The organism is Halorubrum sp., from assembly GCF_046498025.1.
GTDB lineage: Archaea > Halobacteriota > Halobacteria > Halobacteriales > Haloferacaceae > Halorubrum.
Window position 1 is genome coordinate 106,475 of sequence record NZ_JAWOBM010000043.1, and the last position, 25,253, is coordinate 131,727.

A 25,253-nucleotide genomic window follows, 5' to 3' on the forward strand; every position below is an offset into this window, starting at 1 on the left:
GGCGCGAACGTCCACCGGCGTATCGCTTTTAAATACGCTCGACGAAGCGGCGTCTATGAAAGCAGCGCTCCTGTTGCTCGTCGGTCTCGTGGGACTGATTCAGACGCTCGCTCCGCGCCTCGTCGTGCGGGCGTGGACCAAGGTCGTGTACCGCGACGCCGGCGACGCGGAGCCCCGCGAGTGGGCGCACCTCGCCGCACGGGCCGAGGGAGCGGTTCTCACGCTCTTCTCGCTCGTCGGACTGTACCGCGTCGCGACGGCCGGGTCTGACGCCGATGAGACCGCGACGACGCTCGACGATCGGATCGAGGAGTAATGCGGTAGCGCGCCGGTGCGAACGAGGGGAATCGGGGTTCCGGTCGTTCGGCTCCGTCGTCGCTCCGGTCGTTCGGCTCTGTCGTCGCTCCGGTCGTTGGGCTCCGTCGTCGCTCCGGTCGTTGGGCTCCGTCGTCGCTCGTATCCTCCGCTCAGTCGGTCGACTCGACGGACTCCGTCTCGTCGTCGGTCAGGTACGACCGGCCGCCGTCCGGGCGCTCGCCCGTTCGCAGGACGTGACAGTCGCGACAGCGGGCCTCGTACGACTCCTCGGCGCCGACGAGGATGGTCGGGTCCTCGGCGTGAGCGGGCTCGCCTTCGATGAGCCGCTGGTTCCGCGAGGCCGGCTCGCCGCACTGCGAGCAGATGGCCTGCAGCTTGTCGACGTACTCCGCGGTCGCGATGAGCTGCGGGACCGGCTCGAACGGCTCGCCCCGGAACGTCTGGTCGGTCCCGGAGACGATCACGCGGGTCCCGGCGTCGGCCAGCGCGTTACAGACTTCGACGAGCGCGTCGGAGAAGAAGTTCGCCTCGTCGATCGCGACGACCTCCGGGAACGGCTCGTCGTCGAGGATCTCCAGGGGCCCGTCGCCCTCGTTGTCGACGACGGTCGCGTCCCACTGGCGGCCCGTGTGGGTGCCGATCGTCGCCTCGCCGTAGCGGTCGTCGACGGCCGGCTTATATACTGCGACGGACTGGCCGGCGATCTCGGACCGTCGGAGGCGGCGCAACAGCTCTTCGGTCTTCCCCGAAAACATCGACCCCGAGATGACCTCGATCCAGCCGGATCGAGTGATGGCGTGCATGGGAACACGGGCAGGTGCCAGCGACTAAATCGTTTCTTTCCCGCCCCGGCTCGACGGGCCGTCCACCGGACCGGACGGTCGGCGAGTCTCGGGCAGGCGGCGGTCGGCGAGCCCCGTTCAGACGCCGGCCGCGACCGCGACGAGGACCCCGGCGGCGACGACGTACGTCGCGGCCGAGAGCGCCCAGTCGCGCCGGATCGTCGCGAGCCGCTGTCGGGGGAGCCCGCGCGCCCGCGGGAGCGGGACGAGCGCGAAGAAGCCCACCATCAGCGCGAGCATGACGGGAGAGGCGACGGCGACGGCGACCGCGCCGCCGACGCCGAGACCGAGCTGCACCGCGGAGACGAGCCCGACGAAGAGGACCCCGGAGCCGCCGCCGGCGACGTAGTGGACCCACGTCGCCAGTCGCTCCGGAGCGCGGTCGACCGGCGTGTCCGTGAGCACGCCCGCGGCCACCCTGGGAGCCGTCGTCCCCTCCGGGAGTCGAGGCATCACTCGGTCCATCGCGAGCGTCGCGAGCAGTCCGACGATCGGTCCCAACGCGAGACCGGCCAGAAGCGAGAACGTGGCCATCACCGATCGGTACGCCCGCGACCGGTTTTAGTCTCTCGACGGCGCGACCGCGACCCCACCGATCACGACCCGCGAGACGTCGGCGGCGCCCGCCCGGCGAACGATCGCCCGGACGAGGTCGCGCGCGCCCGAGAGGTTGTCGGAGTCGCCGTCGAGGACGAGCAGATCTGCGTCGGCGCCCGGCGCGATCACGCCGCGGTTCAGGCCAGCGATCTCGGCGCCGTGGACGGTCGCCATGCGGAGCACGTCGCGGGCGGGGAGGTCCGCCAGCTTCGCGGCGAACTCCATCTCGCGGAACATCGACGGGGAGTCGAGCATGACGTTGTCGGTGCCGAGCGCGACGGTCGTGCGCTTCGCGAGCTCGCGGATCGGCGGCACGCCGACGTGTGTCACGAGGTTCGAGCGCGGGCAGACGACGACCGGGGTACCGCGGTCCGCGAGGCGGTCGAGGTGGATCGGTTCGGCGTGGACCATGTGGACGAGGAAGTCCGGGTCGAGGTCCATCGCGGGATTGATGTCGTCGGCGTCGCGCTCGCCGGCGTGGATCCCGAACAGCTTCCCGGCCTCGCGGGTCTTCGCGCGCACCGAGTCGAAGTCCGCGTCGCGGGCGCCCGAGGCGCCGTACCCGTCGGCGACCGCGAGGACGTCGGGGTCGTCGCGTCCGAACACGACCGGGTCGATCGCGCGCTCACCGAATGCGACGCCCTCGCCGGCGACCGCGTCGCGCAGCGCGGCGACGCCGTCGACGCCGCCCTCGCGGAACTCCAGGAAGGTGCCCGTCCCGGTCGACTCCATGTACCGGAGCGTCCGCGCCATGGCCGCCACCGTCTCCTCGCGGCTCGCCGACCGGAGCAGACGGTGTTTGAGCCCGTCCGGCGGGGCGACGAGCTCGTCGAGCGAGAGCCCCTCGCCGGCCTCCTTCGCGATGGAGTCGCCGATGTGGGTGTGGGCGTTGACGAACGCGGGGAGGATCACGTCGTCGCTCTCGACCGGCTCCGCCTCGATCCGGTCGATCGCGCCGTCGGAGACGACCACTCGTCCCTCGAGGGGCTCGAACGCCTCGCCGACGAGTACCGTCCCCGCTAGATGCATACCTCAGGGTCACCTGCGGGGGGGTTAAAACGTCACGGGACGGGACCGACGAGGGACCGCTGCCCCCTACTCGAACTCGTCGAGCGTCGTCGGCATCGCCCCCCGCACGTCGGCCACGAGCCCGTCGAGTTCGAGTCCGAGCACGTCCGCGGCCGCGCGGCCGACGCGGTCGGTCGCCTCCGCGGGGGCGTAGACGCCGAGCCGCCACTGGTTCCGCTGGGCCGTCCGGAGCGCGGAGACGAGCGGCGACTGACGGCCGAGACGGCGGACTTCGCCGTTGACGATGACGCGGGCGGTCGACTCGCGCATGGAGGGCTCGGCGGGGACGTCGAGGATCACGTCGCGGTGGTCGAGGCCCGCCTCCTCGGCGATCTCGCGTTCGAGCCCGATCTCCGTCTCGTGGTCCGCCGCGTGGACGCGATCGGGGACGTCGTCGTACTCGGCCCACACGGCGAGCTTGAAGAGGTCGCGTTCGTCGTATCGCCGGGCGAGCTCGGCGGTCTCCGGACAGTTCCGGATCGCGACGATCAGGTCGTGGTCGTCCATCCGGCGGAGTCCGTCGGCGGTCGTCTCGGCGTGCTCGAGCAGGCCGGCGGCCGCGCGGCGCAGCATCGCCTTCGAGATGCGGGCGACGTGGTGCGTGTAGACGACGGGGTTCATCAGCGCGCGGGCGAGCAGGAGGCTCTCGGCGGTCTGGACGTTGCCCTCGTCGAGGACGAGCTCCGCGCTCTCCCGGTCCGCGCCGGCGTCCGTGAAGGTGAGCTCCCGGACGAACCGCTCCGTGTCGATTGTGCCGTACGGGACGCCGGTGTGGTAGGCGTCACGGACGAGGTAGTCCATCCGGTCGACGTCGAGCTCGCCGGAGACGAGCTGGCCGTACTTCCCCTCGCCGGCGACGAGGCCGGCGATGACCTGCGGGTCGAGGTCGTGGTCGCGGAGCACCTCGCCGACCGCGCCGCGCTCGAGGAGCTCCTCCACGTCGTCGTGGTACTTGCCGGTGTGCCGGTGGGTGAGCTCCTCGATGTTGTGCGAGAACGGTCCGTGACCGACGTCGTGGAGCATCGCCGCGGCCTCGATGCGGTCCTCCTGTCTCCCCTCGATGCCGAGGTGGTCGAGCGCCTGGGTGGCGAGGTGGTAGACGCCGAGGCTGTGCTCGAAGCGGGTGTGGTTCGCAGAGGGGTACACCAGCTGGACCGTCCCGAGCTGTTTCACGTGGCGGAGGCGCTGGACGGCGGGGGTGTCGATCAGATCGGCGGCGACACCGTCGATCTCGATGTGGTCGTGGACGGTGTCCTTGACCGTGATCATGCGATGGCGTTCGTCGCCGTCGATTAAAAGGAGTGGGAGGGGCGGTGGCGGCGCCCGGGAACCGCTGCAACCGTTTATAAACTCGGTCCGTGAACGTCGATGCATGTACGACGTGCTCATCGCGATCGACAACGCGGACGACCGACGCGGGATCGCGCAGGCGGAGGCGATCGCGGACCTCCCACGCGCCGCCGACGAGATGACGGCGCACCTGTGTCACGTGTTCAGAGACAACCCCGAGGGCGCCTCGGTGCATCAGGTGTCGGCCGTGCGACGCGCTCGCGAGACGCTCGAAGCGGCGGGCGTCACCTGCGTCCACTACGAGGCGAGCGGCGATCCGGCCGACGAGCTACTCACGGCCGCCGAGGAGGTCGACGCGAACGCGATCTGCGTCTCCGGTCGGAAGCGGCGACCGACGGAGAAGGCCGTCTTCGGCAGCGTGACGCAGGACGTCATCCTCGGGAGCGACCGGCCGGTGTTCGCCGTTCCGGCGCCCGCCGAGGAATAACGGTTCGATCCCCGCCGTTCACGCCGGCCGACCGACGCTCCCGAGGCCCAGCACGTCGCGCGCGGCCTCGCCCACCGCGTCGACGTGCTCAGGCGGACAGTAGACGCCGAGCGTCCAGCGGCGGCGCTCGGCGTTGCGCAGCCCGCCGACGAGCTCGGAGGCGTCCTCCAGGCGCTGCGGGACGCCGTCGACGACGACGCGGGAGCCCGACTCCTTCAGTCCGGGTCGCGAGGGCACGTCGACGACGACCGCCTCGCGGTCCACCCCGGCGGCGTCGGCGATCTCGCGCTCGGCGGCGACCTCCTCCGCGTGCCCGGCGTCGACCGTCCCGGCCGGAACCTCCCGCAGGCCAACCCAGACCGCCCGCTTGTAGAGGTCGCGGCGCTCGATGCGTCGGCCGAGCTCGGGGACGGACTCGCGGAGCTCGACGAGCAGGTCGTGGTCGGCCATCCGGCGGAACGTCTCGACGTCGGTGTCGCTCCGGTCGAGGTAGCGCTCGCAGGCGCGCTCCAGCATCGCGCCGGCGACCCGCGAGACGTGGTGACGGTAGACGACCGCGTTCATCAGCGACCGGGCGACCAGCAGGCTCTCCGCGGTGGGGACGTTCCCCGCCGCGAGCACGAGCTCCGCGTCCTCGGGGTCCGCCCCGTCGCCCGCGAGCCGAAGCTCGTTGACGAGCCGACCGGTGTCGACCGTCCCGTACGGGACGCCGGTGTGGTGGGCGTCGCGCACGAGGTAGTCCATGCGGTCGACGTCGAGCTCGCCCGAGACGAGCGCCCCGAGACCGCCCTCGCCGGCGATCAGCGACGCGACGCGTTCGGGGTCGAGCCCGTGGCGTTCGAGGACCTGACAGACCTCGCGGTCGCCGTCGGTCAGCAGCCACGCGATGTCGTCGTGGTCCCGCCCCGTCGCGCGCCAGATGATCCCCTCGGTCTGGTGGCCGTAGGGGCCGTGTCCGGCGTCGTGGAGGAGCGCCGCCGCGCGAACGTGGGCGGCGGTGTCGGCGTCGAGGTCGAACCCCTCGACGGCGGCGCGCGCGAGGTGGTAGACGCCGAGGCTGTGCTCGAAGCGGGTGTGGTTCGCGGAGGGGTACACCAGCCTGACGGTGGACAGCTGTTTGACGTGGCGCAGTCGCTGAAACGCGGGCGTGTCGATCAGATCGGCGGCGACGTCGCCGAGCCGAACGTGACCGTGGACGCTGTCCTTGATCGCCTTCATCGTCCGGTCGTCGGTCGCCGGCGAATTGGTCGTTTCGCCTCTGATCCGCGGCCGGCGGGCGACCGAGATCGCCGCGTGGAGGTCACTCGTCGACGATCTCGACGCCGAGGCGCTCCTCTAGGGCGCGGACGACCGAGCCGCCGACGCCGGCCGTCGCGGCCCGTCCGTCCTCGACCGCAAACACGTCGTCCTCGTCGACGCCGAGCTCGTCGGCGAGTTCCTCGACGGTGAGGCCGGCGTCCTGCCGAGCCGCGCTCACGTCGTCGCCGTACCCCGAGACGAGGTACGGGAGCCGGTCGGACTCGTAGCTCGTGCCGCCCTCCTCCCAATGCTTGGAGTCGCCGGTCACGGAGTCGTACATCTTCGCCTGCTTCCGGGCCAGCTCCTTCTTCCGACTCTCCGGACCGCTCGACTCGGCGCTGGCGCCGCCCGGACTCCCGCCCCCGCCGCCCGATCCCGAGCCGCCCCGGCTGTCAGGCGCATTGCCCGCGTCGTCGTGGGGGCGGCAGTCCGAACACACCAGCAGCTTCGCGCCGGCGACCGTGGCCCGCTGGAGGTTCGTGGTCTCCCGCCCGCAGAGCTCACAGGCGTCGCCGTCGTCGCCGCCGCCGCCACCGCCCGTCGAGTACTTCGCCATACCGCGAGTGGTGGTCCCGGACGGTTAAAAAGTCGTGGAGGGGCGGGCGGCGATCGTCGGTGACGGCCGCACGCCCCGGTCGGCCCACGTCCCCGTGTTATTCTCACGGCTCGGTCGGCCCACGTCCCCGTGTTTTCCTCACGCCCCGGTCGGCCCGAGGTACCCCCAGGAGAGGAGGCGGTCCCCGTCGCCGTCGGTCCATCGCTCGCCGATGTCGTCACGGTAGTACATGTTCGGCATCACGATGTCGTCGATGCGGCCGTACGCCTGTTCCCGTGCGGCCTGCATCGTCTCGCCCTTGCCGGTGACCACGATCGGCATTCCGCTGTCGCCCGCCGCCCGCCACTGTCCGTCGACGTTCTTCGCGTCCTCAAGGTGGATCCCCTCGCGGCGATCGGTCTCGAAGACCACGGCCGCGTTCCGAGAGTTCTCGTCGTACGTCTTCTCGTCGTTGAACGGGAACGGCGGCAGGACGATCCGAACGGCGATCTGGTAGCCGCCGTGGACCGTCACGTCGGGGTCGTCCCCGCGGGCGAGGTCGGAGAAGAACTGGCCGGTGCCGGACTCGATCGACTCCTCCTGCAGCGCGATCGTCGGATACCCGAACCGGGGGGTGAACTCCAGCGGGTAGATGCCGGTCTCGTTCACGATGCAGTTGATGTCGATGCTCCCGACGTACCCCTCCTCGGCCAGCCACCCTTCCAGCTTGCCGAGCGTCTCCTCGAACAGCTCGTTGGGCCCGCCCCAGAACATCGACGTCCCCATCTCGCCCGTCGAGGGGCCGATGTTCCCCGGGAAGAGCTTCTTGTGCTCAAAATTAAAATTGACTTGGTCAATGAACTCGTTCCCATTGAAGAACCCGCAGATGGCTATCTCGACGCCTTCCACCTTCCGCTGGAGCTGAAAGCCCTTCATGCGGTGGCCCCACGCCTTCTTGTACGCGCGCAGCACGTCCACCACGTCGCTCCCGTCGTCCTCGTTGCCGACGTACAGCAGCCGCTTGACGTTCTGGACCTCACCGAGGGGCTTGATGACATAGGCGGCGGGGTTCTCTCGGACGTGTCGGATCCCCTCCTCGAAGTCGCGGAAGACGTGGTGGTCGATCGTGTTGACGCCGTGCGCCTCGAGGACGTCCATCGCGTACCCGCGGTCCTCCTCCAGCCGGTCCGTGTTCGGCGTCCCGCCGACGACGGCCTTCCCCCGCTCGCGAAGCTCCTCGGCGAGGGCTCCCGTCCCGACCTCGGAGCCGACCCAGACGTCGTCGAAGACGATGACGTCCGCCCACTCCACGTCCCTGCGCCAGTCGTCGGTCTTCGGCACGAAGCCGTCGCCGATCTCCCTGTCGCTCTCGGCCTCGATGTAGTACCTCACGTCGTGGCCCTCGCGGTGGACCTGCCACGCGAGGTCGGTGATCAACGCGGCGTCGGCGGAGACGAAGAGGAAGCGAGCGTCGTTCATACGAGGGCCTCACGCGGCGACGACTTGAGTGTGGGTGTCGATCGCGCCCGCTACCGGCCGACGACGTCCGGTTCGAGCGCGCCGACCTCATCGAGGATCGTCTCGACGTCCGCTTCGGCGACGCCGTTCTCCCGGAGCGCCTCGCCGAGGTACGTCGCGACGCGACCGAACGCCTCCGCCGTGATTCCCATCCCCTCGTGGGCCTCCCGCATGTCGGCCCCCTCGTACGAGACCGGGCCGCCGGCGACGGCGCTGACGAACTGCACCTGATGGGCGTACAGCGCCTCGCGGTCGACGCCCTCGAAGTACGGCTCGAGGAGCGGATCGTCGAAGACGCGGTCGTAGAAGTCTGACACTACGGCCTCGACGGCGTCGCCGTCGAGGCGGGGACCGAGCGCGGCGTGCGGGCCGACGACGACGAGCGTCTCGAGGCCGTGCTCGTCACCGCGCCGCCGCCGACCGACGCGGAACACGAGCCGGTCCGGGAGGGGTTCCGGCGCGGCGAGTTCGACCCGGAACCGGAATCGGACTGACGGCCGCGTCCCGTCGCCGGAGGGCTCGGCGACCCCTCGCGCGGCCCCGGCGGCGCCTGACGCGTCCACGGATCCCGGCCGTCCGACGGCGATAGCCCACCGGACGAACGTAACGAAGCTGCAGGATTTTCGTATTACAAAAACAAATATTCATAAGCTAAAAACACAGGTTATTTTTATTTGGAGTATCCCTCCAAAGTGAACACATTTTTATTCGAGGTGACGGAAGGTTGCGGCGTAACCGAATGTCTCAGAAGACCAACCAAGAGTGGTGGCCCAACCAACTGGACTTGGAGATACTCGACCAGAACGCCCGCGACGTCGGTCCCTACGAGAGCGACTTCGACTACGCGGAGGCGTTCCAGTCGCTCGACCTCGACGAGGTGAAGGCGGACCTCGAAGCGCTCATGACGGACTCCCAGGACTGGTGGCCGGCCGACTACGGCCACTACGGGCCCCTGTTCATCCGGATGGCGTGGCACAGCGCCGGGACGTACCGGACGGCGGACGGCCGCGGCGGCGCGGACGGTGGGTACCAGCGGCTCGCCCCGCTCAACAGCTGGCCCGACAACGCGAACCTGGACAAGGCGCGCCGACTGCTCCTCCCGATCAAACAGAAGTACGGTCGGAAGCTGTCGTGGGCGGACCTGATGATCCTCGCCGGGAACGTCGCCATCGAGTCGATGGGGTTCAAGACGTTCGGCTTCGCCGGCGGCCGCGAGGACGCCTTCGCGCCCGACGACTCCGCCTACTGGGGGCCGGAGTCCGAGATGGAGGCCCAGGAGCGCTTCGACGAGCCCGGCGGGATCGAGCCGGGGCTCGGCGCGTCCGTGATGGGGCTCATCTACGTGAACCCGGAGGGGCCGGACGGCCAGCCTGACCCGATGGCGTCGGCGAAGAACATCCGCCAGACGTTCGACCGCATGGCGATGAACGACGAGGAGACGGCCGCGCTCATCGCCGGCGGCCACACCTTCGGGAAGGTGCACGGTGCCGACGACCCCGACGAGCACGTCGGCCCGGAGCCGGAGGCGGCCCCCATCGAGGCGCAGGGCCTCGGCTGGGAGAGCGGCCACGGGTCCGGGAAGGGCGGTGACACGATCACGAGCGGGATCGAGGGGCCGTGGACCGGGTCGCCGACCGAGTGGGACATGGGGTACCTCGACAACCTGCTGGAGTACGAGTGGGAGCCCGAGGAGGGCCCCGGCGGCGCGTGGCAGTGGACGCCCACGGACGAGTCGCTCCACGGCAGCGCTCCGGACGCCCACGCCGCGGACGAGCGCGTCACCCCGATGATGCTCACGACGGACGTCGCCCTGAAGCGCGACCCGGACTACCGCGAGATCGTCGAGCGGTTCCAGGAGAACCCGATGGCGTTCGGCATGAACTTCGCGAAGGCCTGGTACAAGCTGACCCACCGGGACATGGGCCCGCCGTCGCGGTTCCTCGGTCCGGAGGTTCCCGACGAGGAGATGATCTGGCAGGACCCGATCCCCGAGGTCGACCACGACCTGATCGGGGACGAGGAGGTTGCGGCGCTCAAAGCCGACGTCCTCGACACCGACCTGACGGTCCGGCAGCTCGTCAAGACCGCGTGGGCCTCGGCGTCGACGTACCGCGACAGCGACAAGCGCGGCGGCGCCAACGGCGCGCGCGTCCGACTGGAGCCTCAGCGCAACTGGGACGTGAACGAGCCGGCGGAGCTCGAGACGGTCCTGAAGACCCTCGAGGGAGTTCGAGAGGAGTTCAACGCCTCGCGCGACGACGACGTGCGCGTCTCGCTCGCCGACCTGATCGTCTTGGGCGGCGCCGCCGCCGTCGAGCGGGCGGCCGCGGACGCCGGATTCGACGTGACGGTCCCGTTCGAGCCGGGACGGGCCGACGCCTCGCCGGAGCAGACCGACGCCGACGCGTTCGAGGCGCTCAAGCCGCGGGTCGACGGCTTCCGGAACTACGTCGCCGACGGCGTCGACCACCGGCCGGAGGAGCTGCTGGTCGATAAGGCGGACCTGCTGGATCTGACCGCCAGCGAGATGGCGGTCCTCGTCGGCGGCATGCGCGCGCTCGGCGCCACCTACGAGAACACGGAGCGCGGCGTCTCCACCGACACGCCCGGCGCGCTGACGAACGACTTCTTCGTGAACCTGCTCGACATGGGCACCGAGTGGGTGCCCGTGGAGGACGACGCGGACGCCGTCGACGACGCCGACGTGTACGAGGGGATCGACCGCGAGACCGGTGAAGTCGAGTGGGAGGCCACGCGGCTGGACCTCGTCTTCGGCTCGCACTCCCGACTCCGCGCCATCGCGGAAGTCTACGGGAGCGACGACGCCGACGAGAAGTTCGTTCGGGACTTCGTCGACGCGTGGACGAAGGTGATGCGGCTCGACCGCTTCGACCTCGACTAATTCGAACCGGCGTCGCTCCGACGTGCGTTTTTAATTGTCCGACCGGCGGACCTCATTGTCCGACCGGCAGATCTCACCACACCGGCGCGAGGAGCAGCGCGACGGTCGCCGAGATGAAGACCAGCTTCAGCGCGGTGTTGACGGCGATGACCTTCGTGCCGAACTCGGCGCCCCAGATCCCGTACTGGAAGGGGATCGAGCGCCGGAAGGTCGAGACGGCAAAGGACAGGATCCCCCCGATGAGCAGGCTCGCGACGGCGGTCCGCGTGGTGAACACGCCGGCCTCGGCCCCGGCGAGCGTGACGGCTCCGGCGGTCGTGTCGAGGGTGTAGACGGCGATCACGGGGACGGCGGCCCCGGGCAGGCCGAGGACCCCGGTGATCGGCTCGGCGACGCTCGTCAGCGCCGCGACGTCGTAGTAGGTGACGAACGCGATCACGAGCGTGTACACGACCGCGAGCCGCGGGACGATCCGGCGGAGGGTGGACCACGACTTCGCGCCGGCGGCCCGGACGCGCTCGCGGCTCGTGCGGTCGTCGCCCTCGGGACCGCTCGCGTCGACCTCCGCGAGCGCGTCGCGGTCGACGTTCCGCTCGGAGAGGAGGGCGCCGCCCGCGAGGACGCCCGTCACCGTGATCGCGAGGGCGATGCCGGCGCGCGCGGAGACGTAGACGGTGCCGGTCCGGGCGCCCAGAATCGGGATCAACACGGGGATGTAGAACGTGAACACGTGCTGGACGAAGCCGAAGAACGTGTTGATCGTGACGGCCACGAGCGTCGCCCGGTCGTCGAGCAGCCCCGACTCGCGGTACTCGGCGAGCGTGGCGTAGCCCGCGGTCGTCGACGCGGCCGTGGTGAGGATCGCTGTGCCGACCTCGTCGGGGAGGTTCGCGGGCCGGGTGAGCCACCCCGCCAGCCCGGCGACGTACCGGATCAGCCCGAACGCGACCGCGACGTTGGCGGCGAAGACGCCGACCGCGATGAACGCCGTGATCCGCGCGAGCCGCGGGACGACGTCGGAGAGCAGGGCGACGAGTTCGACGGCGACCGGTTGCACGATCGGCGGTACGCGGTCGCCGACCTAATGCGCGTCGAAACGCGGGCGCCGGCGACCGGTTCCGGAGGTGGCGCCTCCGACGACACCCGGCGCGAGGGGCTTATGAGACCCGCGCGCGAACCCCTCGGCGATGGCACCCGCGGAGGACGACATCTCGATCGAGGAGAAGCGCGTGTACATCGGGACGGCGGGTCGCACCGACGCCTACGTCGCCACCGGGAGCGGCGTCGTCCGGGTGGCGCTGTCGGCCGACAAGGTCGGCGCGTTCGACATGGTCTCCCGCGCCCCGGCTCGGGACGTCGCCGTGCTTCCCCGCGACGAGAAAGCGGACCTCGTCGGGATCGCGACGGGAGACGGACTCCGGGTCGCTCCCGTCGGCGACGACCCCGAGTTCGTCCGCGTCGCGGCCGACCCCGCAGACGCCGCTGGCGTGCACGACGGCGCGTTCCTCGTCGCCGGCGAGGACGGCGGGATCGACCGCGTCGCGGTCGACGTCCTCGACGGAAGCCCGACCGCGGCGGCGGTCTCACGGATCGGAAGCGTGACGCAGCCGCGCGCGGTCGACGGCCCCCTCGTCGCCGCCGCGGACGGGGTGTATCGGGTCACCGAGGCCGGGGGCGCGAGCACGGCTCGCGCGCTCACCGCGGTCGGCCTCGACGACGCCCGCGACGTCGCCGGCGCGGGGATGCCCCTCGCGGCGACCGGAACGGGGCTGTACTGGCTCGGGAACGGCTGGATGACGGCGCTCGAAGGAGCGGCCGAGGCGGTCGCGGCCGACGGCGACGGCCACGCGATGGCGGTCGTCGACGGCGACCTCTGGATTCACGCGAGCGACGCGGGCGAGGGCGGGGCCGACGCGTGGGACGACGGGACGTGGCGGCCGACCGACCTCCCGGTCGACGAGGAGGCGGTCGCGCTCGGCTACGGCCCCGGTCTCTCCGTCGCCGTCACCGCGGCCGGCACGCTCTGCGTCGACGCCGGCGACGGCTGGCGACACCAGGTGGTCGGCGTGCGGGACGCCGCGGGCGTCGCGCTCGCGGTCGTTGAATGAATCGGCGATCGATTATAAACGGTTGACCGCGCAGCGACCGCCGCCAAAGCCCCAGCCGCTCGGCCATACGCCGTTGACCTCGCGGTGAACACCTCCAAAGCCCCAGCCGCTCGCTCATACGTCGTCGCTGTCTGTGAGGTGAAGAACTCCTCCAAAGCCCCAGCCGCGAGGACTCGGGGGCCTTGCTGCGCTCCTCGCTCGCGGTGCTCGCTGCGGTGCTTGCTGCGGCCGCCGTCGCCCTCGCCGCTGCCCCTTTGAGTCCCGCCCGACCGCACCGCAACCGCGTCCTCACGCCTCCCCAGCCTCGCCGCTCGCTGCGCTCGCGGCGTCCCTCGCGCGTGCTCTTCGCGCCCTTCGGGCGCTCAGAGGCACGCGCCACCACCTCGTCCGTTTATAAATGAACCACTCGGTAGGGTCTGACCCGTCCTACGCGGTCGGCAGCTCGATCTCCTCGCCGTCGGCGTAGACGGTGGGGTTCCGGAGGATGCCGTCGAGGTGGATCGGGGCGTCCGTCTCCCCGCCGATCCCCGCGTTATCGCCGATCGCGATGTGCACGGTGCCGCCCGCCTTCTCGTCCAAGAGGACGGAGCCGACCAGCTCGTCGACGCCGACGTTGGTCCCGATCCCGAGCTCGGCGAGGTTGTACGCGGCGTCGCCGACCGACTCGGCGGCCGCCTCCACGTCGGCGCGGACCGCGTCGTCGCCGATGCTCGTGACGAGCCCGTCATCGACCTCGAAGGCGAGCTCGTGGCCCTTCTTGAGCAGCCCGTGGGGCATCATCGTCCCGTCGACGACGAACGTCCCCGTCGCGGTCTCCGGCGCGACGAACACCTCGCCGGCCGGCAGGTTCGAGAAGTCGCCGGGCTCGCGCACCATCCCGGTGTCCGAGAGCCACTCGCGGTCGCCGATGCCGAAGGCGATGTCGGTGCCCGCGGGAGAGGTGACGCGGATCTCGTCGGCGCCGGCGACCTGCGCGAGCACGTCGTCGCACGCGGCCTCGATGGCGGCGTAGTTCGCGTCGAGCCCGGTGGCGAACACGTCCTCGGTGATCCCCGGGAGCGTGGCGCCGCGGGCGCCGGCGTCGCAGGCAGCCCCGCGAGCTCGGGTGTGGCTGAGGCTCTTCGTCGTCGGCGCGAGGAAGACGTCGCTCTCGGCCATCGCGGCCGCCACGGGCGCGGGCGGCTCGGTGCCGTGCTGCTCGGCCGGCGGGTACCGGAGCAGCGTGGCGTTGTCGGTGACCGCGCGCGCGGCCTCGTACAGCGCCTCGCCGATCCGCTCGCGGTCGTCGTCGGTGACGACGACGACGGACTCGTCGGGCGCGACGTTCAGACACTGGTTCACGGCGGTCGCGGCCGCCTCGGAGAGGTCCGGTGACATGAGCGTAGATCGGTGCTCGCGGGCGTTAGTCCTTCGCTTTCGGCCTTTATTTACTCTCTTTCGAAACTCAGTTACATCGCGACGTCGTCCGAATTTACCGACCGGTTACTCACGGCGTAGTTAATTTCTTTTCAAATCACTCGAAAAGATTATCCCAGTACGGAATGGAGTGAACGACATGATACGTGTGGGCGTCAACGGATACGGCACGATCGGCAAGCGGGTCGCGGACGCGGTCGCCGCCCAGTCCGACATGGAACTCGTCGGCGTGACGAAGACGAGCCCGAACTACGGCGCCGAAGCCGCGATTCGACGGGGATACGACCTCTACGCGGCGATCGACGATCGCGTCAACGAGTTCGAGTCCGCCGGCCTCGGGGTGACGGGGTCCCTCGCCGACCTGCTCGAGGTCGTCGACGTCGTCGTCGATTGCTGTCCCTCCGGTATCGGCGAGCGCAACCGACCGATCTACGAGGCTCACGACGTCCCCGCGATCTACCAGGGAGGCGAGGACGCCGAGGTCGCCGACGCCTCGTTCAACGCCCGGGGGAGCTACGAGGCCGCCCGCGGCGCCGACTCGCTCCGCGTGGTCTCCTGTAACACCACCGGCCTCTCCCGGATCCTCGCGCCGCTCGACGAGACGTACGGCGTCGAGAAGGCTCGCGTGACCCTGGTCCGCCGCGGCGGCGACCCGAGCGAGACGGATCGGGGACCCATCAACGACGTCGTGCCCGACCCGGCCACCGTCCCGTCTCACCACGGTCCCGACGTGAACACGATCCTCCCGGACGTCGACGTGGACACGGCCGCGCTGAAGGCGCCGGTCACGGCGATGCACACCCACAGCGTGAACGTCACCCTCGAGGCCGAGCCGAACGCCGCCGCGGTCAGGGACCTCCTCGGCGACGAGAGCCGCGTGTTCCTGATCCCCGAGGGCGTCGGGATCGACGGCGCCGGCGCGCTGAAGGACTACGCCGGCGACATCGGGCGTCCGCGCGGCGACGTCTGGGAGAACTGCGTCTGGGAGGAGTCGATAAGCGTCGAGGGACGCGACCTGTACCTGTTCCAGAACGTCCATCAGGAGGCCGACGTCGTTCCGGAGAACGTCGACGCGATACGAGCGCTGCTGACCGATACGCCGCGGGCGGAATCCGTCGCTCGGACCAACGAATCGCTGGAAATGGGCCTCGACAGCCTGTTTTCCGACGGCGGCGACGCGCGTAGCCCGCTCACGGCCGACGACTGACTCGCTTCGGGGCGGCGGACGACCCTCTACTCCGACGGGCGCGTCACGAGGAATGTCCTCCCGCCCCGGCGTTCCAGCGCAACCTCGCTGCCGCGCACGCGGTTCATGCGCACGCGGTCGGCGATCCGGTCGGTCCGGCAGTCGGTGACGTCCACTCGCGTCGGCGTCGCGTACTGCGGTCGGTCGTGGGTAGTCGCGCTCATACACCCGACTTCCACCGGATCGCCCCTATATGTGAGCCATGCCCGGAGTGAAAGTGAAAGTGAAGGATTCACCCGCGAGCGACGCCGATCTCGTCTCCGATGTCGCCTCGATCGGCTCGCGAGCGATTCGCCGAGCGCGAGCGATTCGCCGAGCTACCGACGGAGCCCCGCCTCTTCGTCGCCCTCGACGAACCGCACGGTGAAGTAGTCGTAGCCGCCGTAAGCGGCGTCGAGTGCGCCGAGCCACCAGTTCCAGCGCTCGACGACCGAGGAGTCGTCGGGCGCGTCCTCGAGGTGGCCGATCACGCCGGGAACGGTGAGCGCGTGCCCGCGGTCCGCGGAGGGACGGCCGGAGTCGGCGAGGTCGCAGGCCGCCCGGGCGACCGCCCGCCGCTCGGCCTCGGTACCGCCCAACGCTTCCGCCAGCGCGTTCTCCAGACGCTTTCTGTCCATACTAGACGCTAGGGGAGCCGACTATATGAGTCGCGTGGTAGGGGGTGTCACGTCCGGTGTCGACGACGGGACGAGGCCGCGCCCCGGGCGGCTGTCACAGCCGGGCGGCGAGGGCTAAAAAGAGGAGGCTGAACGGCGCCGTCAAAAGCGCCAAGACGACTCCCGCCGTTCCCCCGCCGGCGGCGACCGTCATCACGCCGCCGGCGACGAGCGAGAACGAGCCGACCAGCGCGAGGATCGCCCGTTCCGGAACGCTCGCGCGCGACGGCCCGTCGCTCCGCGCGAGCGCGTCTGCGAGCGCGGCCTCGACCGCGTCGGCGCGGTCGCTCGGCGCGAAGAGCCACGGGGTCGACCGGTACCACGCGTTCCCGCGATACGCGAGCAGGAAGACGGTCGTCCACGGGAGGTCGATCCGGCGCGTCCGGACCACGGCACCGAGGTCGTCGGCACGCGTCCGGTCGTGGCTCCGGTACGTCCGCTCCACGCTCAGCGCGCCCGGGTCGAGTCGCACGTCGGTCCCCCGCGAGGCCGCGAGGGCCGGCGTGAACGCGAGAAGCGCGAAGAACAACGGCACGAGTCCCGGAAACAGCGACGGCGTGGCCGGGAGCGGACCGGTCCCGGTCGTCGCGAAGACGAGAGCGAGCACGGCTCCCGCCCCGACCAGGGTCCAACGGGGACGGAACCGCGAGGGATCGAACGAGTAGTCTCCGAACTGCGATAAGAGCTCCCGGCGACGCTCCGGGGAGGTCCGGTCGTACGCTACGAGCCAGTACAGCAGCGATACCGGTCCACCCACGAAGAGGACGACGAGCGCCGCCCACGTCGACGACGGCGGCCCGCTACCCCCGAGCAGCGAGGCGCCGATCCCGAGCGCGGCGACCGCCAGTACTGCGACGACGAGTCCGCCCGCGGTCACGCTCGCGCCGAGCGCCACCGAACGCAGGCGGTCGAAGCGGACCGGCCCCCACTCGACGATGGCCGGCGATCCCGGATGTGCGGTCGAGTCGCCCGCGGCGTCGGCGTCGGCTGCCGAGACCGACTTCTCTACGGAGGGGGGCGAGTCGGAGGGCACGTCGTGGCGATAGCGGGCTGAACGGCTTAAATCCCGACGTCCGTACCGTCCCGGCGAATACTTACCTCGCGACCGGCTACTGAGGGGTATGACAGACTGGCGCGCCGTCGGCTACGGGTTCGTCGTGATGCTGATCGCGGGACTGCTCGCGACGTTCGCCCCGGTGATCGGACACGTCGGCGCCGGGCTGATCGGCGGGTTCGTCGCCGGCTACGTCGCCGGCGGGGGCCTCCTCTTCGGGACGTGGCACGGCCTGCTGGCCGGCTCCGTGAGCGGCGTCGTCGTCACGCTGCTCCTCGCCGCGTTCGGCGGACTCGTCGGCCTCGCCGGCGGGCCGGTCGGAAGCCTGCTCGGCGGCGCGGGCGTCCTCGTCGTCGGGCTGTTCCTGACGTTCCTGTTCGCGATAGACTCGGCGCTCGCGGGCGCGATAGGCGGCGTGCTCGGGGACTGACGGGCCATAAATAGAGTCGTTCGGCGAGTGACCGACGGCGCGACCGCCGGCGTTCAGGCGGACTGCGCCGCTTCGAGGACCGCCTCGTAGTCGGGCTCGTTGGTCGGGTCGTCGGCGATCCAGTCGAAGACGACCTCGCCGTCCGCGTCGAGCACGAAGACGGCGCGGTTAGCGATGCCGTAGAGGCCGAGGTCGGCGATGTCCATCTCGAGGTCGTACTCGCGGATCGCGTCGCCGTCCATGTCGCTCACGAGGTCGAACTCGATCCCGTGTTCCTCGCGGAACGCGCCCTGCGAGAACGGGGAGTCGGCGCTGACCCCGAAGACCGTCGCGCCGGCCTCCTCGAAGGCGTCGGCGTGCTCCTGGAACGCCACCATCTCGTTCGTGCAGGGCGGCGTGAACGCGCCGGGGAAGAAGGCGAGCACGACGGGGCCGTCGCCGAGGTGGTCGTCGAGCTCGAACGGTTCGTGGTCGCTCGTGCCGATCTTCGCGGAGATGTCGGGTGCGGTGTCACCGGTGGAAACCATCGCCAGATGGTACGTGCGATTCACCCAAAAGGCTTGCCGCGTTTTTGTCGCTCGGGTGCGTGGTTATCCCCGGTCGAGGTACTCCTGCTGGACGGCGACGACTCCGGCGGAGTCCTCGCAGTCGGCGTACCGCCGGAGGGGCTCCTCGTTGAGGTCGAGGAACGTTTCGCCCCAGGTGAACTTCGCCAGGATCCGCTCCGCGTGGTCGGGCTCGCCGAGGATCGCGAGCGCGGCCGCGAACGCCTCCACCGTCGTGAGCCGCATGGGCCGGCCGTAGTTCACGGGGTTGCCGGCGACGAGGTACGGGAGCGCGCGGTGTTCGCCCGGCAAGGTGAACTGCTTCTCGCCGGCCGACTCCCACGAGCAGTCGAGCGCGACGAGCGCGTTGTCGCGGGCCGCGTCGGCGTCGGCCGGCGAGAGCGCGCGCTCGGCGTGGGGATTGAGCACGACCCCGTAGGGCGTGGCGCGGTCGGAGCGGTGCAGCTCCGCGAGGTCGAACCGCGCGAGCTTCCGGGCCGTGCACTTGTCGGGGTCGTCGTCGCCCTCGTACCGGACGTGAAGGTCCACGATACGAGATTGGCCGTTTCGGTTATAAGATGCGCGGAGCAGAGGGGTACACAGCGAGAGCGTCAGCTGCTCGCTTATAAGCGGTTGTCGGTGACTCTACGGTGAAGATCTTCAAAGCCCCAGCCGCGCTCAGCTTCCACAGCTCGCTGCGCTCCTCAGTCACTCGCTCTGCTCGCTCCTTGCGGTGCTTGCGTCGCTTGGTTCGCCGAGCGCGGCTGCCCCTTTGAGTCCCGCCCGACCGCAACCGCAGCCTCACACCTCCCCAACCTCGCCGCTCGCTGCGCTCGCGGCGTCCCTCGCGCGTGCGACTCCCGCCTTTGGGCGCTCGTCGGCACGCGCCACCGCCCGTCATTTATAAGCGATCCTTGCCGCTAACCGTGCCGAACCTACTAGCCTATTCTTACAGCCTGATACCGTCAAACCGGCCCGGTACCGGCGGGGTTTTTCCTCGTCGCCACCCAGGTGTTGGTATGGAGCTGTTCGCCGTCCCGGATCTCCCAGAGATCCGGGAGGGAGACGACCTCGCGGCGATGATCGACGAGCGCGTCGACCTCCGCGATGACGACGTAATCGTCGTCGCCAGCACCGTCGTCTCCAAAGCCGAGGGACGGACGTTCGATCTCTCCGACTTCCCGGCCGGGCCGCGGGCGAACGAGGTCGCCGACCGCCTCGCGGAGATCGCCGGCGAGGAGAAGGACCCGCGCTTCGCGCAGGCCGTCATCGAGGAGTCGACGGAGCTGATCATGGAGGCCCCGTTCCTCCTGACGGCGACGCGCTTCGGCCACATCGGCGTCAACGCCGGGATCGACCGGTCGAACGTACCCGACGGCGACCTGCTGCTGCTCCCGGAGCGCCCCTCCGAGAGCGCGGCGCGCATCCGCGAGGGAGTCGCGGCCGACCGCGTGGTCGTCAGCGACACCTGCGGGCGCCCGTTCCGCCACGGGCAGCGCGGGGTCGCGATCGGCTGGGCCGGTCTGCCGGCGAGCCGCGACTGGCGCGGCGAGCCCGACCGCGACGGCCGGGAGATGGGCGTCACCGTCCAGAACGTGATCGACGAGCTCGCCTCGGCCGCGAACCTCGTCGCCGGCGAGGGCGCTGGCGGCACCCCGGTCGTCGTCGTCCGCGACTGGGCGTTCGGCGACCACGAGGGCTCAGATAACCACTTCCGCGCCGTCGAAGGCGACTTCGTCCGACAGGCGCTACGCGGCTGGAGCTACGAGGACACCTGACATGCTCGGCATCGAACTCACCCCCGAACACGACCTGCACCGCCTCGTCGACCTCGGCGTCCGCGCCGAGGAGGCCGGCTACGACGCCGTCTACTCGACGTGTCACTACAACAACCGCGACCCGTGGGCGTTCCTCTCGCAGCTCGCGACCGCCACGGACTCGGTCAGGATCGGGCCGGGCGTCGCCAACCCGTACGAGACGCACCCCGTGACGCTCGCCTCCCGAGTCGCCACCGTGGACGAGCTCTCCGAGGGGCGCGCCGTCTTCGGGCTCGGTCCCGGCGACCCATCCACGCTCGCGAACCTCGGCCTCGCCGACGAGCGCGGGCTCCGCTCCGTGCTGGAGGCGTTTAAAACGGCACAGCGGCTGTGGGCCGGCGAGCGCGTCGACCACGAGGGCACCTTCGACGCGAGCGAGGCGGGGCTCAACTACGAGCCGCCACAGGGCGCCTCAATTCCGGTCCACGTCGGCGGCGAGGGCCCGCACATGTGCCGGATGGCCGCGAAGCACGCCGACGGCCTGCTGTACAACGGCTCGCATCCCAAAGACCTCGCGTGGGCCCGCGAGCAGGTCGACGACGGGCTCTCGGAGCGCCCCGATCACCGGGGCGAGTTCGACCTGATCGCGTACGCCGCCGTCTCGATCGACGAGGACGAGGCGGCCGCGCGCGAGGCCGCCCGGCCTCCGGTCGCCTTTATCACCGCGGGCGCGGCGCCGCCCGTCCTGAAGCGCCACGGGATCGAGCCCGACGCGGCGTCCGAGATCGGCGATCGCGTCTCGGCCGGCGAGTTCTCCGCGGCCTTCGACCGCGTGACGCCGGCGATGGTCGACGCGTTCTGCATGGCCGGCTCGCCCGAGACCGTCAGGGAGCGCGCGGCCGCCGTCGCGGAGCACGCCGACGGGCTCGTCGTCGGGTCGCCGCTCGGACCGGACCTGGAGGCGGCGGTCGACCTCGCGGCCGACGCCGTCGACGACCTGTTTTAAATCCACCCGCGAGATTTCACGGTCGGGGAATCGAGAATCGTCCGTGAGAACTCGGGCCGCAGGTTCATAACCCGCGTTTCCGGAGGTCCACCTATGTCGACCGATCGGGAGCGACGCCCGGGGGTTCGAGGCCGCTACGAGGCCCTCCTCTGGGGCACGATGGACCGGCTCGGCGTGTCCGAGTCGATAGAGCGGAAGGTCGTGACCGCCGTCGGAATCCAGTTCCTCGTCACCGTGGGGATCTTTTGCACGCCGTTTCTGCTCTCCGGGACGCGAGCGAACCTCGTCTCGGGAGCGCTGTTTCTCGGGGCGATCGCGGCGATCTACAACACCCTTCTCATCGTTCGCCGCGACTTCGTCGCGCCGCTTCGACGGCTGGAGGCCGGCGCCGACGCGATCGCCGCCGGCGACGTTCGAGGGGTCCGCCGCGACGCGACCGACGAGACGGCGCCGGTCGGCAGCGATCAGCCGGACGAGATCGGCAGCCTCGTGAACTCGTTCGTCGAGGTCCAGCGCTACCTCGGCACCGTCTCGGCGCAGGCCGAGGCGCTCGCGGCGCGGGAGTTCGACGACCCCGCCCTCGACGAGCCGGTCCCGGGGCGGTTCGGCGACGCGCTCGACGAGATGGCCGCGAACATGGCGGCGTACACGACGGAGCTGGAGTCGGTCGTCGAGGCGTTCGGAGACGCGGCCGAGCGCGCCCGAGAGGGCGACCTCACGGCGACGATAGACGCCGAGTCGCTCGCCACTGACGACGACCGGTACGACGAGCTCGTCGCGAACTACGACCGCCTCGTCGCCACGCTCGGCGGCACGGTCGGCGAGGTCCGTTCGTTCACGGACGGCGTCGCGGCGACGAGCGACGACGTGCGGACCAGCATGGACGAGGTCGACGCCGCGAGCGAGGAGGTGGCGCGCTCGGTCCAGGAGATCTCCGACGGCGCCGCGGAGCAGCGGAGCGACCTGGAGGCGGCCTCCGCGGAGATGAACACGCTGTCGGCGACCGTCGAGGAGATCGCGGCGGCCGCGGACGACGCGGCGGCGACCGCTCGGAGCGCCGCGGACCGCGGTCGAACCGGACGCGAGGAGGCGGCCGAGGCCATCGCGGAACTGGAGGCGCTCGACTCGCGGATCAGCGAGACGGCGACGGCGGTCGAGGACCTCGTGGATCGGATCGGCGAGATCGACGAGATCGCGGCCGTGATCGACGGGATCGCGGAGGAGACGAACCTGCTCGCGCTGAACGCGTCGATCGAGGCCGCGCGAGCCGACGGGTCGGGCGACGGCTTCGCGGTCGTCGCCGACGAGGTGAAGACGCTCGCCGAGGAGACGCGCGCGGAGGCGGCGGCGATCTCGGACCGGATCGACGGCATACAGTCGGTGTCGGCCGACACCGCCGCCGAGGTCGACGCGATGGAGTCGCAGGTGTCCGGGAGCGTCGGCGCCGTCGAGTCCACGCTGCGGGAGTTCGAGGAGGTCGTCGAGGAGGTGACGGCGGTCGACGAGACGGTCCGGGAGATCAGCGAGGCGACCGACGACCAGGCTCGGACGACGCAGGAGGTCGTCGACATGGTCGAGGACGTCGCGGCGGTGAGCGGACAGACCGCGACCGAGGCCGAGACCGTCGCCGCGGCGGCGGAGGAACAGACCGCGAGCGTCTCCGAGGTGACCGACAGGGCGCACGCGCTCGCCGACCGATCGGACGAGCTGCTCGCCCGGCTCGACGAGTTCGAGGTGCCGGCGGACGGCGAGACCAGGGAATCGAGTCCGAGCGGGCCCGGATCGGCCGCACGGACCCAGCCGAGCCCGACCGACGACTGACTTCGGCGACGCCTGACTTCGGCGACGACCGGCCGTTGCCGGGGGCGACCTACTGCTCCGATCGACCGCGACCGCCCAGCGACGGAAGCGTCACGCCGATCTCCTGGAGGAGCGCGCCGACCGCGAGATAGCCGAGCGCGGCCACGGACGCGACGATCAGCACCTGTCCGACGAGGACGAGCAGCGCCGAGAGCGGGTCGCCGGCGCCGAGGATGAGGTCGTTCAGGAAGATGTCGACGAAGCGGCCGACGTCGCCGAGGATCCGGGCGACGAAGTCGATGAGCGCGAACATGCTCGACCGTTGAGCCGCGGGGTACTTGGGTGTTGAGTTCCCGGCCGATCCTCGCCCGGACCGTCGCTGTGGTCCCGATCCGGAAGGGTTCCGGTAACCGAACGTCTTACACCCGACGGACACGGACCTATCGGTCATGAACGCGCTGACGGAACTGTTCGCCGAGAACACGCTCCTGTGGGTTCTCACCGGTATCCTTGCGTACTCCGCGGTCGCGCTGTGGCTGCGGAACCGCGGGGTCCTCCCGGAGTCGGTCGGCGTCTCCGGCCCGATACTGACTCTCCGGACGCTCCGCGGGCGAGTCTTCCTCAACCGCCTCGCCGCCCCGAAACGGGTCTGGCGTGCGCTCGCGAACCTCGGGCTCGGCGGGGCCCTGGTGGCGATGGTCGGGTCCTTCTTCCTGATCCTCTCTTCGGCGATCTCGGCGCTGGGCACCGCGCAGCCCTCCACGGTTCAGCAGCCGCAGAACTTCCTCATCATCCCCGGCGTCAACGACTTCCTCCCGCTGTCGGTCGCGGTCGAGATCGCGATCGGGCTCGCGATCGCGATGGTCGTCCACGAGGGGGCACACGGGCTGTTGTGTCGGGTCGAGGGGATCGACATCGAGTCGATGGGGCTCGTCTTCTTCACGATACTGCCGGTCGGCGCCTTCGTCGAGCCGAACGAGGAGGCGACGCAGGCGACGTCGCGCGGCGCCCGCGCCCGGATGTTCGCGGCCGGCGTCACCGCCAACACGCTGCTCACGGTGCTCGTGTTCGCGCTGCTCTTCGGCCCCGTCGTCGGCGCGATCTCGCCGGCGCCGGGCTACGCCGTCGGCGAGGTGACTCCCGGGTCGTCGGCCGACGCGGCCGGCCTCGCGGCGGGCGACCGGCTCGTCGAGGTCGACGGCACCCCGGTCGAGACGGCCGCCGAGTTCGAGGCCGCGCTCGCGGACGCGGGCGAGACGGTGACGGTCACCGCCGACGATGGCGACGGGGAGCGCACCGTCGACGTCGACCGCGACTTGCAGGCGGTCGGGTCGGCCGGCGGCAACCCGCTCGACGTCACGGTCACCGACGAGCCGTTGCGGGTCGACTCCGTGAACGGCGAGGGGGTCGCGACCGAGCGCGAGTTCTACGACGCCGTCGGCGAGTCGGAGCGCGCTACGGTGTCGGTGACGCGCGGCGCGAACGCGAGCGACGCGAACGCGAGCGACGTGAACGCGAGCGACGCGAACGCGACCACCGCGGAGATCCCCGTCGGCGCGTACGCCCTCGACGTGCAGGAGGACGGGCCGCTCGACGACGCGGGCGCGGCGCCCGGTGAACCCCTGACGATCGTCTCGATAGACGGGGAGCGGATCCACGACGCGGACGCGCTCTCGACCGTCCTCGCCGACCGCGAGCCCGGCGCGACCGTCGAGGTGATCGCGTACGACGGCGCCGACGAGCGACAGACCTACGACGTCGAACTGGCCCCGCACCCGAACCGCGACGGCGGGTTCGTGGGCGTCACGGTGTTCCCCGGTTCCAGCGGCCTCGCCCTCGACGACTTCGGCGTCTCCGAGTACCCCGCCGGCGCGTACCTCGAACTGCTCGGCGGCGACGCCGGCGAGAGCGCGAGCGACGACCTCCCGCTCGGCGGAGTGACGGAGTCGCCGCTCGGTCTCGTGTTCGTCTCGCTCATCCTGCCGCTCGGCAGCCTCTTCGGGCTCCCGTTCAACTTCGCGGGGTTCACCGGCGAGGTGACCAACTTCTTCGTGGTCGACGGCGCGCTCGGCGCGCTCGGCGGCGGGGTCTTCCTGCTCGCGAACCTGCTCTTCTGGACCGGCTGGATCAACATCCAGCTCGCGCTGTTCAACTGCCTGCCCGCGTTCCCGCTCGACGGCGGTCGGATCCTCCGGATGGTGGCCGAGGCGGTTATCAGCCGGCTCCCGCTTTCCGACCGGCACGCCGCGGTCCGCACGATCACCGTCTCCTCCGGGCTCGTCATGCTCGTCGGACTGATCGCGATGATCTTCGGGAACCAGATCATGGCGGCGCTCGGGCTGATCTGACGCGGACGTCACGGTCGGTCGCCGCCGGTGC

General features: G+C 70.7%; 26 protein-coding genes and 1 pseudogene. 11 read left to right on the forward strand and 16 right to left on the reverse strand.

What is annotated here, in order from left to right:
- Positions 1–55: 55 nt before the first annotated feature.
- On the forward strand, positions 56–316 hold the full coding sequence (locus R6U01_RS09305) for a hypothetical protein (protein WP_410286178.1): 261 nt from the start codon (positions 56–58) through the stop codon (positions 314–316).
- A 151-nt stretch (positions 317–467) separates the two neighbouring features.
- On the opposite strand, the gene R6U01_RS09310 is transcribed toward R6U01_RS09305, so the two are convergent.
- The 4 genes from R6U01_RS09310 to R6U01_RS09325 form a co-directional block, all read right to left on the reverse strand.
- On the reverse strand, positions 468–1,121 hold the full coding sequence (locus tag R6U01_RS09310) for a thymidine kinase (RefSeq protein WP_410286179.1): 654 nt from the start codon (positions 1,119–1,121) through the stop codon (positions 468–470).
- A gap of 117 nt (positions 1,122–1,238) precedes the next feature.
- A complete protein-coding gene (locus R6U01_RS09315) occupies positions 1,239–1,694 on the reverse strand; it encodes a hypothetical protein (protein WP_410286180.1) in 456 nt (151 codons plus the stop codon).
- A gap of 27 nt (positions 1,695–1,721) precedes the next feature.
- Positions 1,722–2,786, reverse strand: a complete 1,065-nt coding sequence (locus R6U01_RS09320) for an amidohydrolase family protein (protein ID WP_410286181.1) — start codon at positions 2,784–2,786, stop codon at positions 1,722–1,724.
- 66 nt (positions 2,787–2,852) lie between these two features.
- The gene (locus tag R6U01_RS09325; RefSeq protein ID WP_410286182.1) at positions 2,853–4,094 is read right to left on the reverse strand and encodes an HD domain-containing protein; all 1,242 of its coding nucleotides are present in this window, start codon (positions 4,092–4,094) and stop codon (positions 2,853–2,855) included.
- Positions 4,095–4,197: 103 nt separating this feature from the next.
- Here R6U01_RS09325 and R6U01_RS09330 point away from each other — a divergent pair, with 103 nt between their 5' ends.
- Entirely contained in the window at positions 4,198–4,602 is a 405-nt protein-coding gene (locus R6U01_RS09330) for a universal stress protein (protein ID WP_410286183.1), read from the forward strand.
- 18 nt (positions 4,603–4,620) lie between these two features.
- Here R6U01_RS09330 and R6U01_RS09335 read toward each other — a convergent pair whose 3' ends face one another.
- The 4 genes from R6U01_RS09335 to R6U01_RS09350 all read right to left on the reverse strand — a co-directional run bounded on the left by R6U01_RS09335 (position 4,621) and on the right by R6U01_RS09350 (position 8,271).
- A complete protein-coding gene (locus R6U01_RS09335) occupies positions 4,621–5,820 on the reverse strand; it encodes an HD domain-containing protein (protein WP_410286184.1) in 1,200 nt (399 codons plus the stop codon).
- Positions 5,821–5,902: 82 nt separating this feature from the next.
- Positions 5,903–6,457, reverse strand: coding sequence for a multiprotein-bridging factor 1 family protein (locus R6U01_RS09340; RefSeq protein WP_410286185.1), 555 nt, complete (start codon positions 6,455–6,457; stop codon positions 5,903–5,905).
- Between the two features lie 138 nt (positions 6,458–6,595).
- Positions 6,596–7,915 carry a phosphoribosylamine--glycine ligase gene (locus R6U01_RS09345; RefSeq protein ID WP_410286186.1) on the reverse strand — a complete coding sequence of 440 codons (1,320 nt, stop codon included), beginning with the start codon at positions 7,913–7,915 and terminating at the stop codon, positions 6,596–6,598.
- Positions 7,916–7,965: 50 nt separating this feature from the next.
- Positions 7,966–8,271: a group I truncated hemoglobin gene (locus tag R6U01_RS09350; RefSeq protein ID WP_410286215.1), complete on the reverse strand. Its 306-nt coding sequence runs from the start codon at positions 8,269–8,271 to the stop codon at positions 7,966–7,968.
- A 9-nt stretch (positions 8,272–8,280) separates the two neighbouring features.
- Between R6U01_RS09350 and R6U01_RS09355 the strand changes: the two are divergent.
- Positions 8,281–8,448: pseudogene (locus R6U01_RS09355) on the forward strand (cupin); the annotation flags it as partial.
- A 245-nt stretch (positions 8,449–8,693) separates the two neighbouring features.
- Positions 8,694–10,856, forward strand: coding sequence for a catalase/peroxidase HPI (katG, locus tag R6U01_RS09360; RefSeq protein WP_410286187.1), 2,163 nt, complete (start codon positions 8,694–8,696; stop codon positions 10,854–10,856).
- 73 nt (positions 10,857–10,929) lie between these two features.
- Here the strand turns inward: katG and R6U01_RS09365 are convergent, their stop codons facing one another.
- Positions 10,930–11,913, reverse strand: a complete 984-nt coding sequence (locus R6U01_RS09365) for a nucleoside recognition protein (RefSeq protein ID WP_410286188.1) — start codon at positions 11,911–11,913, stop codon at positions 10,930–10,932.
- Positions 11,914–12,043: 130 nt separating this feature from the next.
- Here R6U01_RS09365 and R6U01_RS09370 point away from each other — a divergent pair, with 130 nt between their 5' ends.
- The gene (locus tag R6U01_RS09370; protein WP_410286189.1) at positions 12,044–12,964 is read left to right on the forward strand and encodes a hypothetical protein; all 921 of its coding nucleotides are present in this window, start codon (positions 12,044–12,046) and stop codon (positions 12,962–12,964) included.
- Positions 12,965–13,390: 426 nt separating this feature from the next.
- On the opposite strand, the gene R6U01_RS09375 is transcribed toward R6U01_RS09370, so the two are convergent.
- Positions 13,391–14,341: an aminopeptidase gene (locus R6U01_RS09375; RefSeq protein WP_410286190.1), complete on the reverse strand. Its 951-nt coding sequence runs from the start codon at positions 14,339–14,341 to the stop codon at positions 13,391–13,393.
- A 178-nt stretch (positions 14,342–14,519) separates the two neighbouring features.
- On the opposite strand from R6U01_RS09375, the gene R6U01_RS09380 reads away from it, so the two are divergent.
- Entirely contained in the window at positions 14,520–15,587 is a 1,068-nt protein-coding gene (locus R6U01_RS09380) for a type II glyceraldehyde-3-phosphate dehydrogenase (RefSeq protein WP_410286191.1), read from the forward strand.
- Positions 15,588–15,613: 26 nt separating this feature from the next.
- Here R6U01_RS09380 and R6U01_RS09385 read toward each other — a convergent pair whose 3' ends face one another.
- The 3 genes from R6U01_RS09385 to R6U01_RS09395 form a co-directional block, all read right to left on the reverse strand.
- Positions 15,614–15,790, reverse strand: coding sequence for a hypothetical protein (locus R6U01_RS09385; protein ID WP_410286192.1), 177 nt, complete (start codon positions 15,788–15,790; stop codon positions 15,614–15,616).
- 153 nt (positions 15,791–15,943) lie between these two features.
- Positions 15,944–16,243 (reverse strand): hypothetical protein, encoded by a 300-nt coding sequence (locus R6U01_RS09390; protein ID WP_410286193.1) that lies wholly within the window; start codon positions 16,241–16,243, stop codon positions 15,944–15,946.
- Positions 16,244–16,337: 94 nt separating this feature from the next.
- The gene (locus tag R6U01_RS09395; RefSeq protein WP_410286194.1) at positions 16,338–17,315 is read right to left on the reverse strand and encodes a hypothetical protein; all 978 of its coding nucleotides are present in this window, start codon (positions 17,313–17,315) and stop codon (positions 16,338–16,340) included.
- Between the two features lie 88 nt (positions 17,316–17,403).
- On the opposite strand from R6U01_RS09395, the gene R6U01_RS09400 reads away from it, so the two are divergent.
- Positions 17,404–17,766, forward strand: coding sequence for a DUF5518 domain-containing protein (locus tag R6U01_RS09400; protein WP_410286195.1), 363 nt, complete (start codon positions 17,404–17,406; stop codon positions 17,764–17,766).
- A gap of 53 nt (positions 17,767–17,819) precedes the next feature.
- Here R6U01_RS09400 and R6U01_RS09405 read toward each other — a convergent pair whose 3' ends face one another.
- Together R6U01_RS09405 and R6U01_RS09410 are read right to left on the reverse strand one after the other, a co-directional pair.
- On the reverse strand, positions 17,820–18,293 hold the full coding sequence (locus R6U01_RS09405; RefSeq protein ID WP_410286196.1) for a redoxin domain-containing protein: 474 nt from the start codon (positions 18,291–18,293) through the stop codon (positions 17,820–17,822).
- A 63-nt stretch (positions 18,294–18,356) separates the two neighbouring features.
- Entirely contained in the window at positions 18,357–18,860 is a 504-nt protein-coding gene (locus R6U01_RS09410; protein WP_410286197.1) for a DUF367 family protein, read from the reverse strand.
- A 470-nt stretch (positions 18,861–19,330) separates the two neighbouring features.
- On the opposite strand from R6U01_RS09410, the gene R6U01_RS09415 reads away from it, so the two are divergent.
- The 3 genes from R6U01_RS09415 to R6U01_RS09425 all read left to right on the forward strand — a co-directional run bounded on the left by R6U01_RS09415 (position 19,331) and on the right by R6U01_RS09425 (position 22,895).
- On the forward strand, positions 19,331–20,089 hold the full coding sequence (locus R6U01_RS09415) for a coenzyme F420-0:L-glutamate ligase (RefSeq protein ID WP_410286198.1): 759 nt from the start codon (positions 19,331–19,333) through the stop codon (positions 20,087–20,089).
- Between the two features lies 1 nt (position 20,090).
- Positions 20,091–21,074, forward strand: a complete 984-nt coding sequence (locus R6U01_RS09420; protein ID WP_410286199.1) for a 5,10-methylenetetrahydromethanopterin reductase — start codon at positions 20,091–20,093, stop codon at positions 21,072–21,074.
- 159 nt (positions 21,075–21,233) lie between these two features.
- A complete protein-coding gene (locus R6U01_RS09425; protein WP_410286216.1) occupies positions 21,234–22,895 on the forward strand; it encodes a methyl-accepting chemotaxis protein in 1,662 nt (553 codons plus the stop codon).
- A gap of 49 nt (positions 22,896–22,944) precedes the next feature.
- On the opposite strand, the gene R6U01_RS09430 is transcribed toward R6U01_RS09425, so the two are convergent.
- Entirely contained in the window at positions 22,945–23,187 is a 243-nt protein-coding gene (locus tag R6U01_RS09430) for a hypothetical protein (protein ID WP_410286200.1), read from the reverse strand.
- 136 nt (positions 23,188–23,323) lie between these two features.
- On the opposite strand from R6U01_RS09430, the gene R6U01_RS09435 reads away from it, so the two are divergent.
- A complete protein-coding gene (locus tag R6U01_RS09435) occupies positions 23,324–25,222 on the forward strand; it encodes a site-2 protease family protein (protein ID WP_410286201.1) in 1,899 nt (632 codons plus the stop codon).
- Positions 25,223–25,253 lie beyond the last annotated feature (31 nt).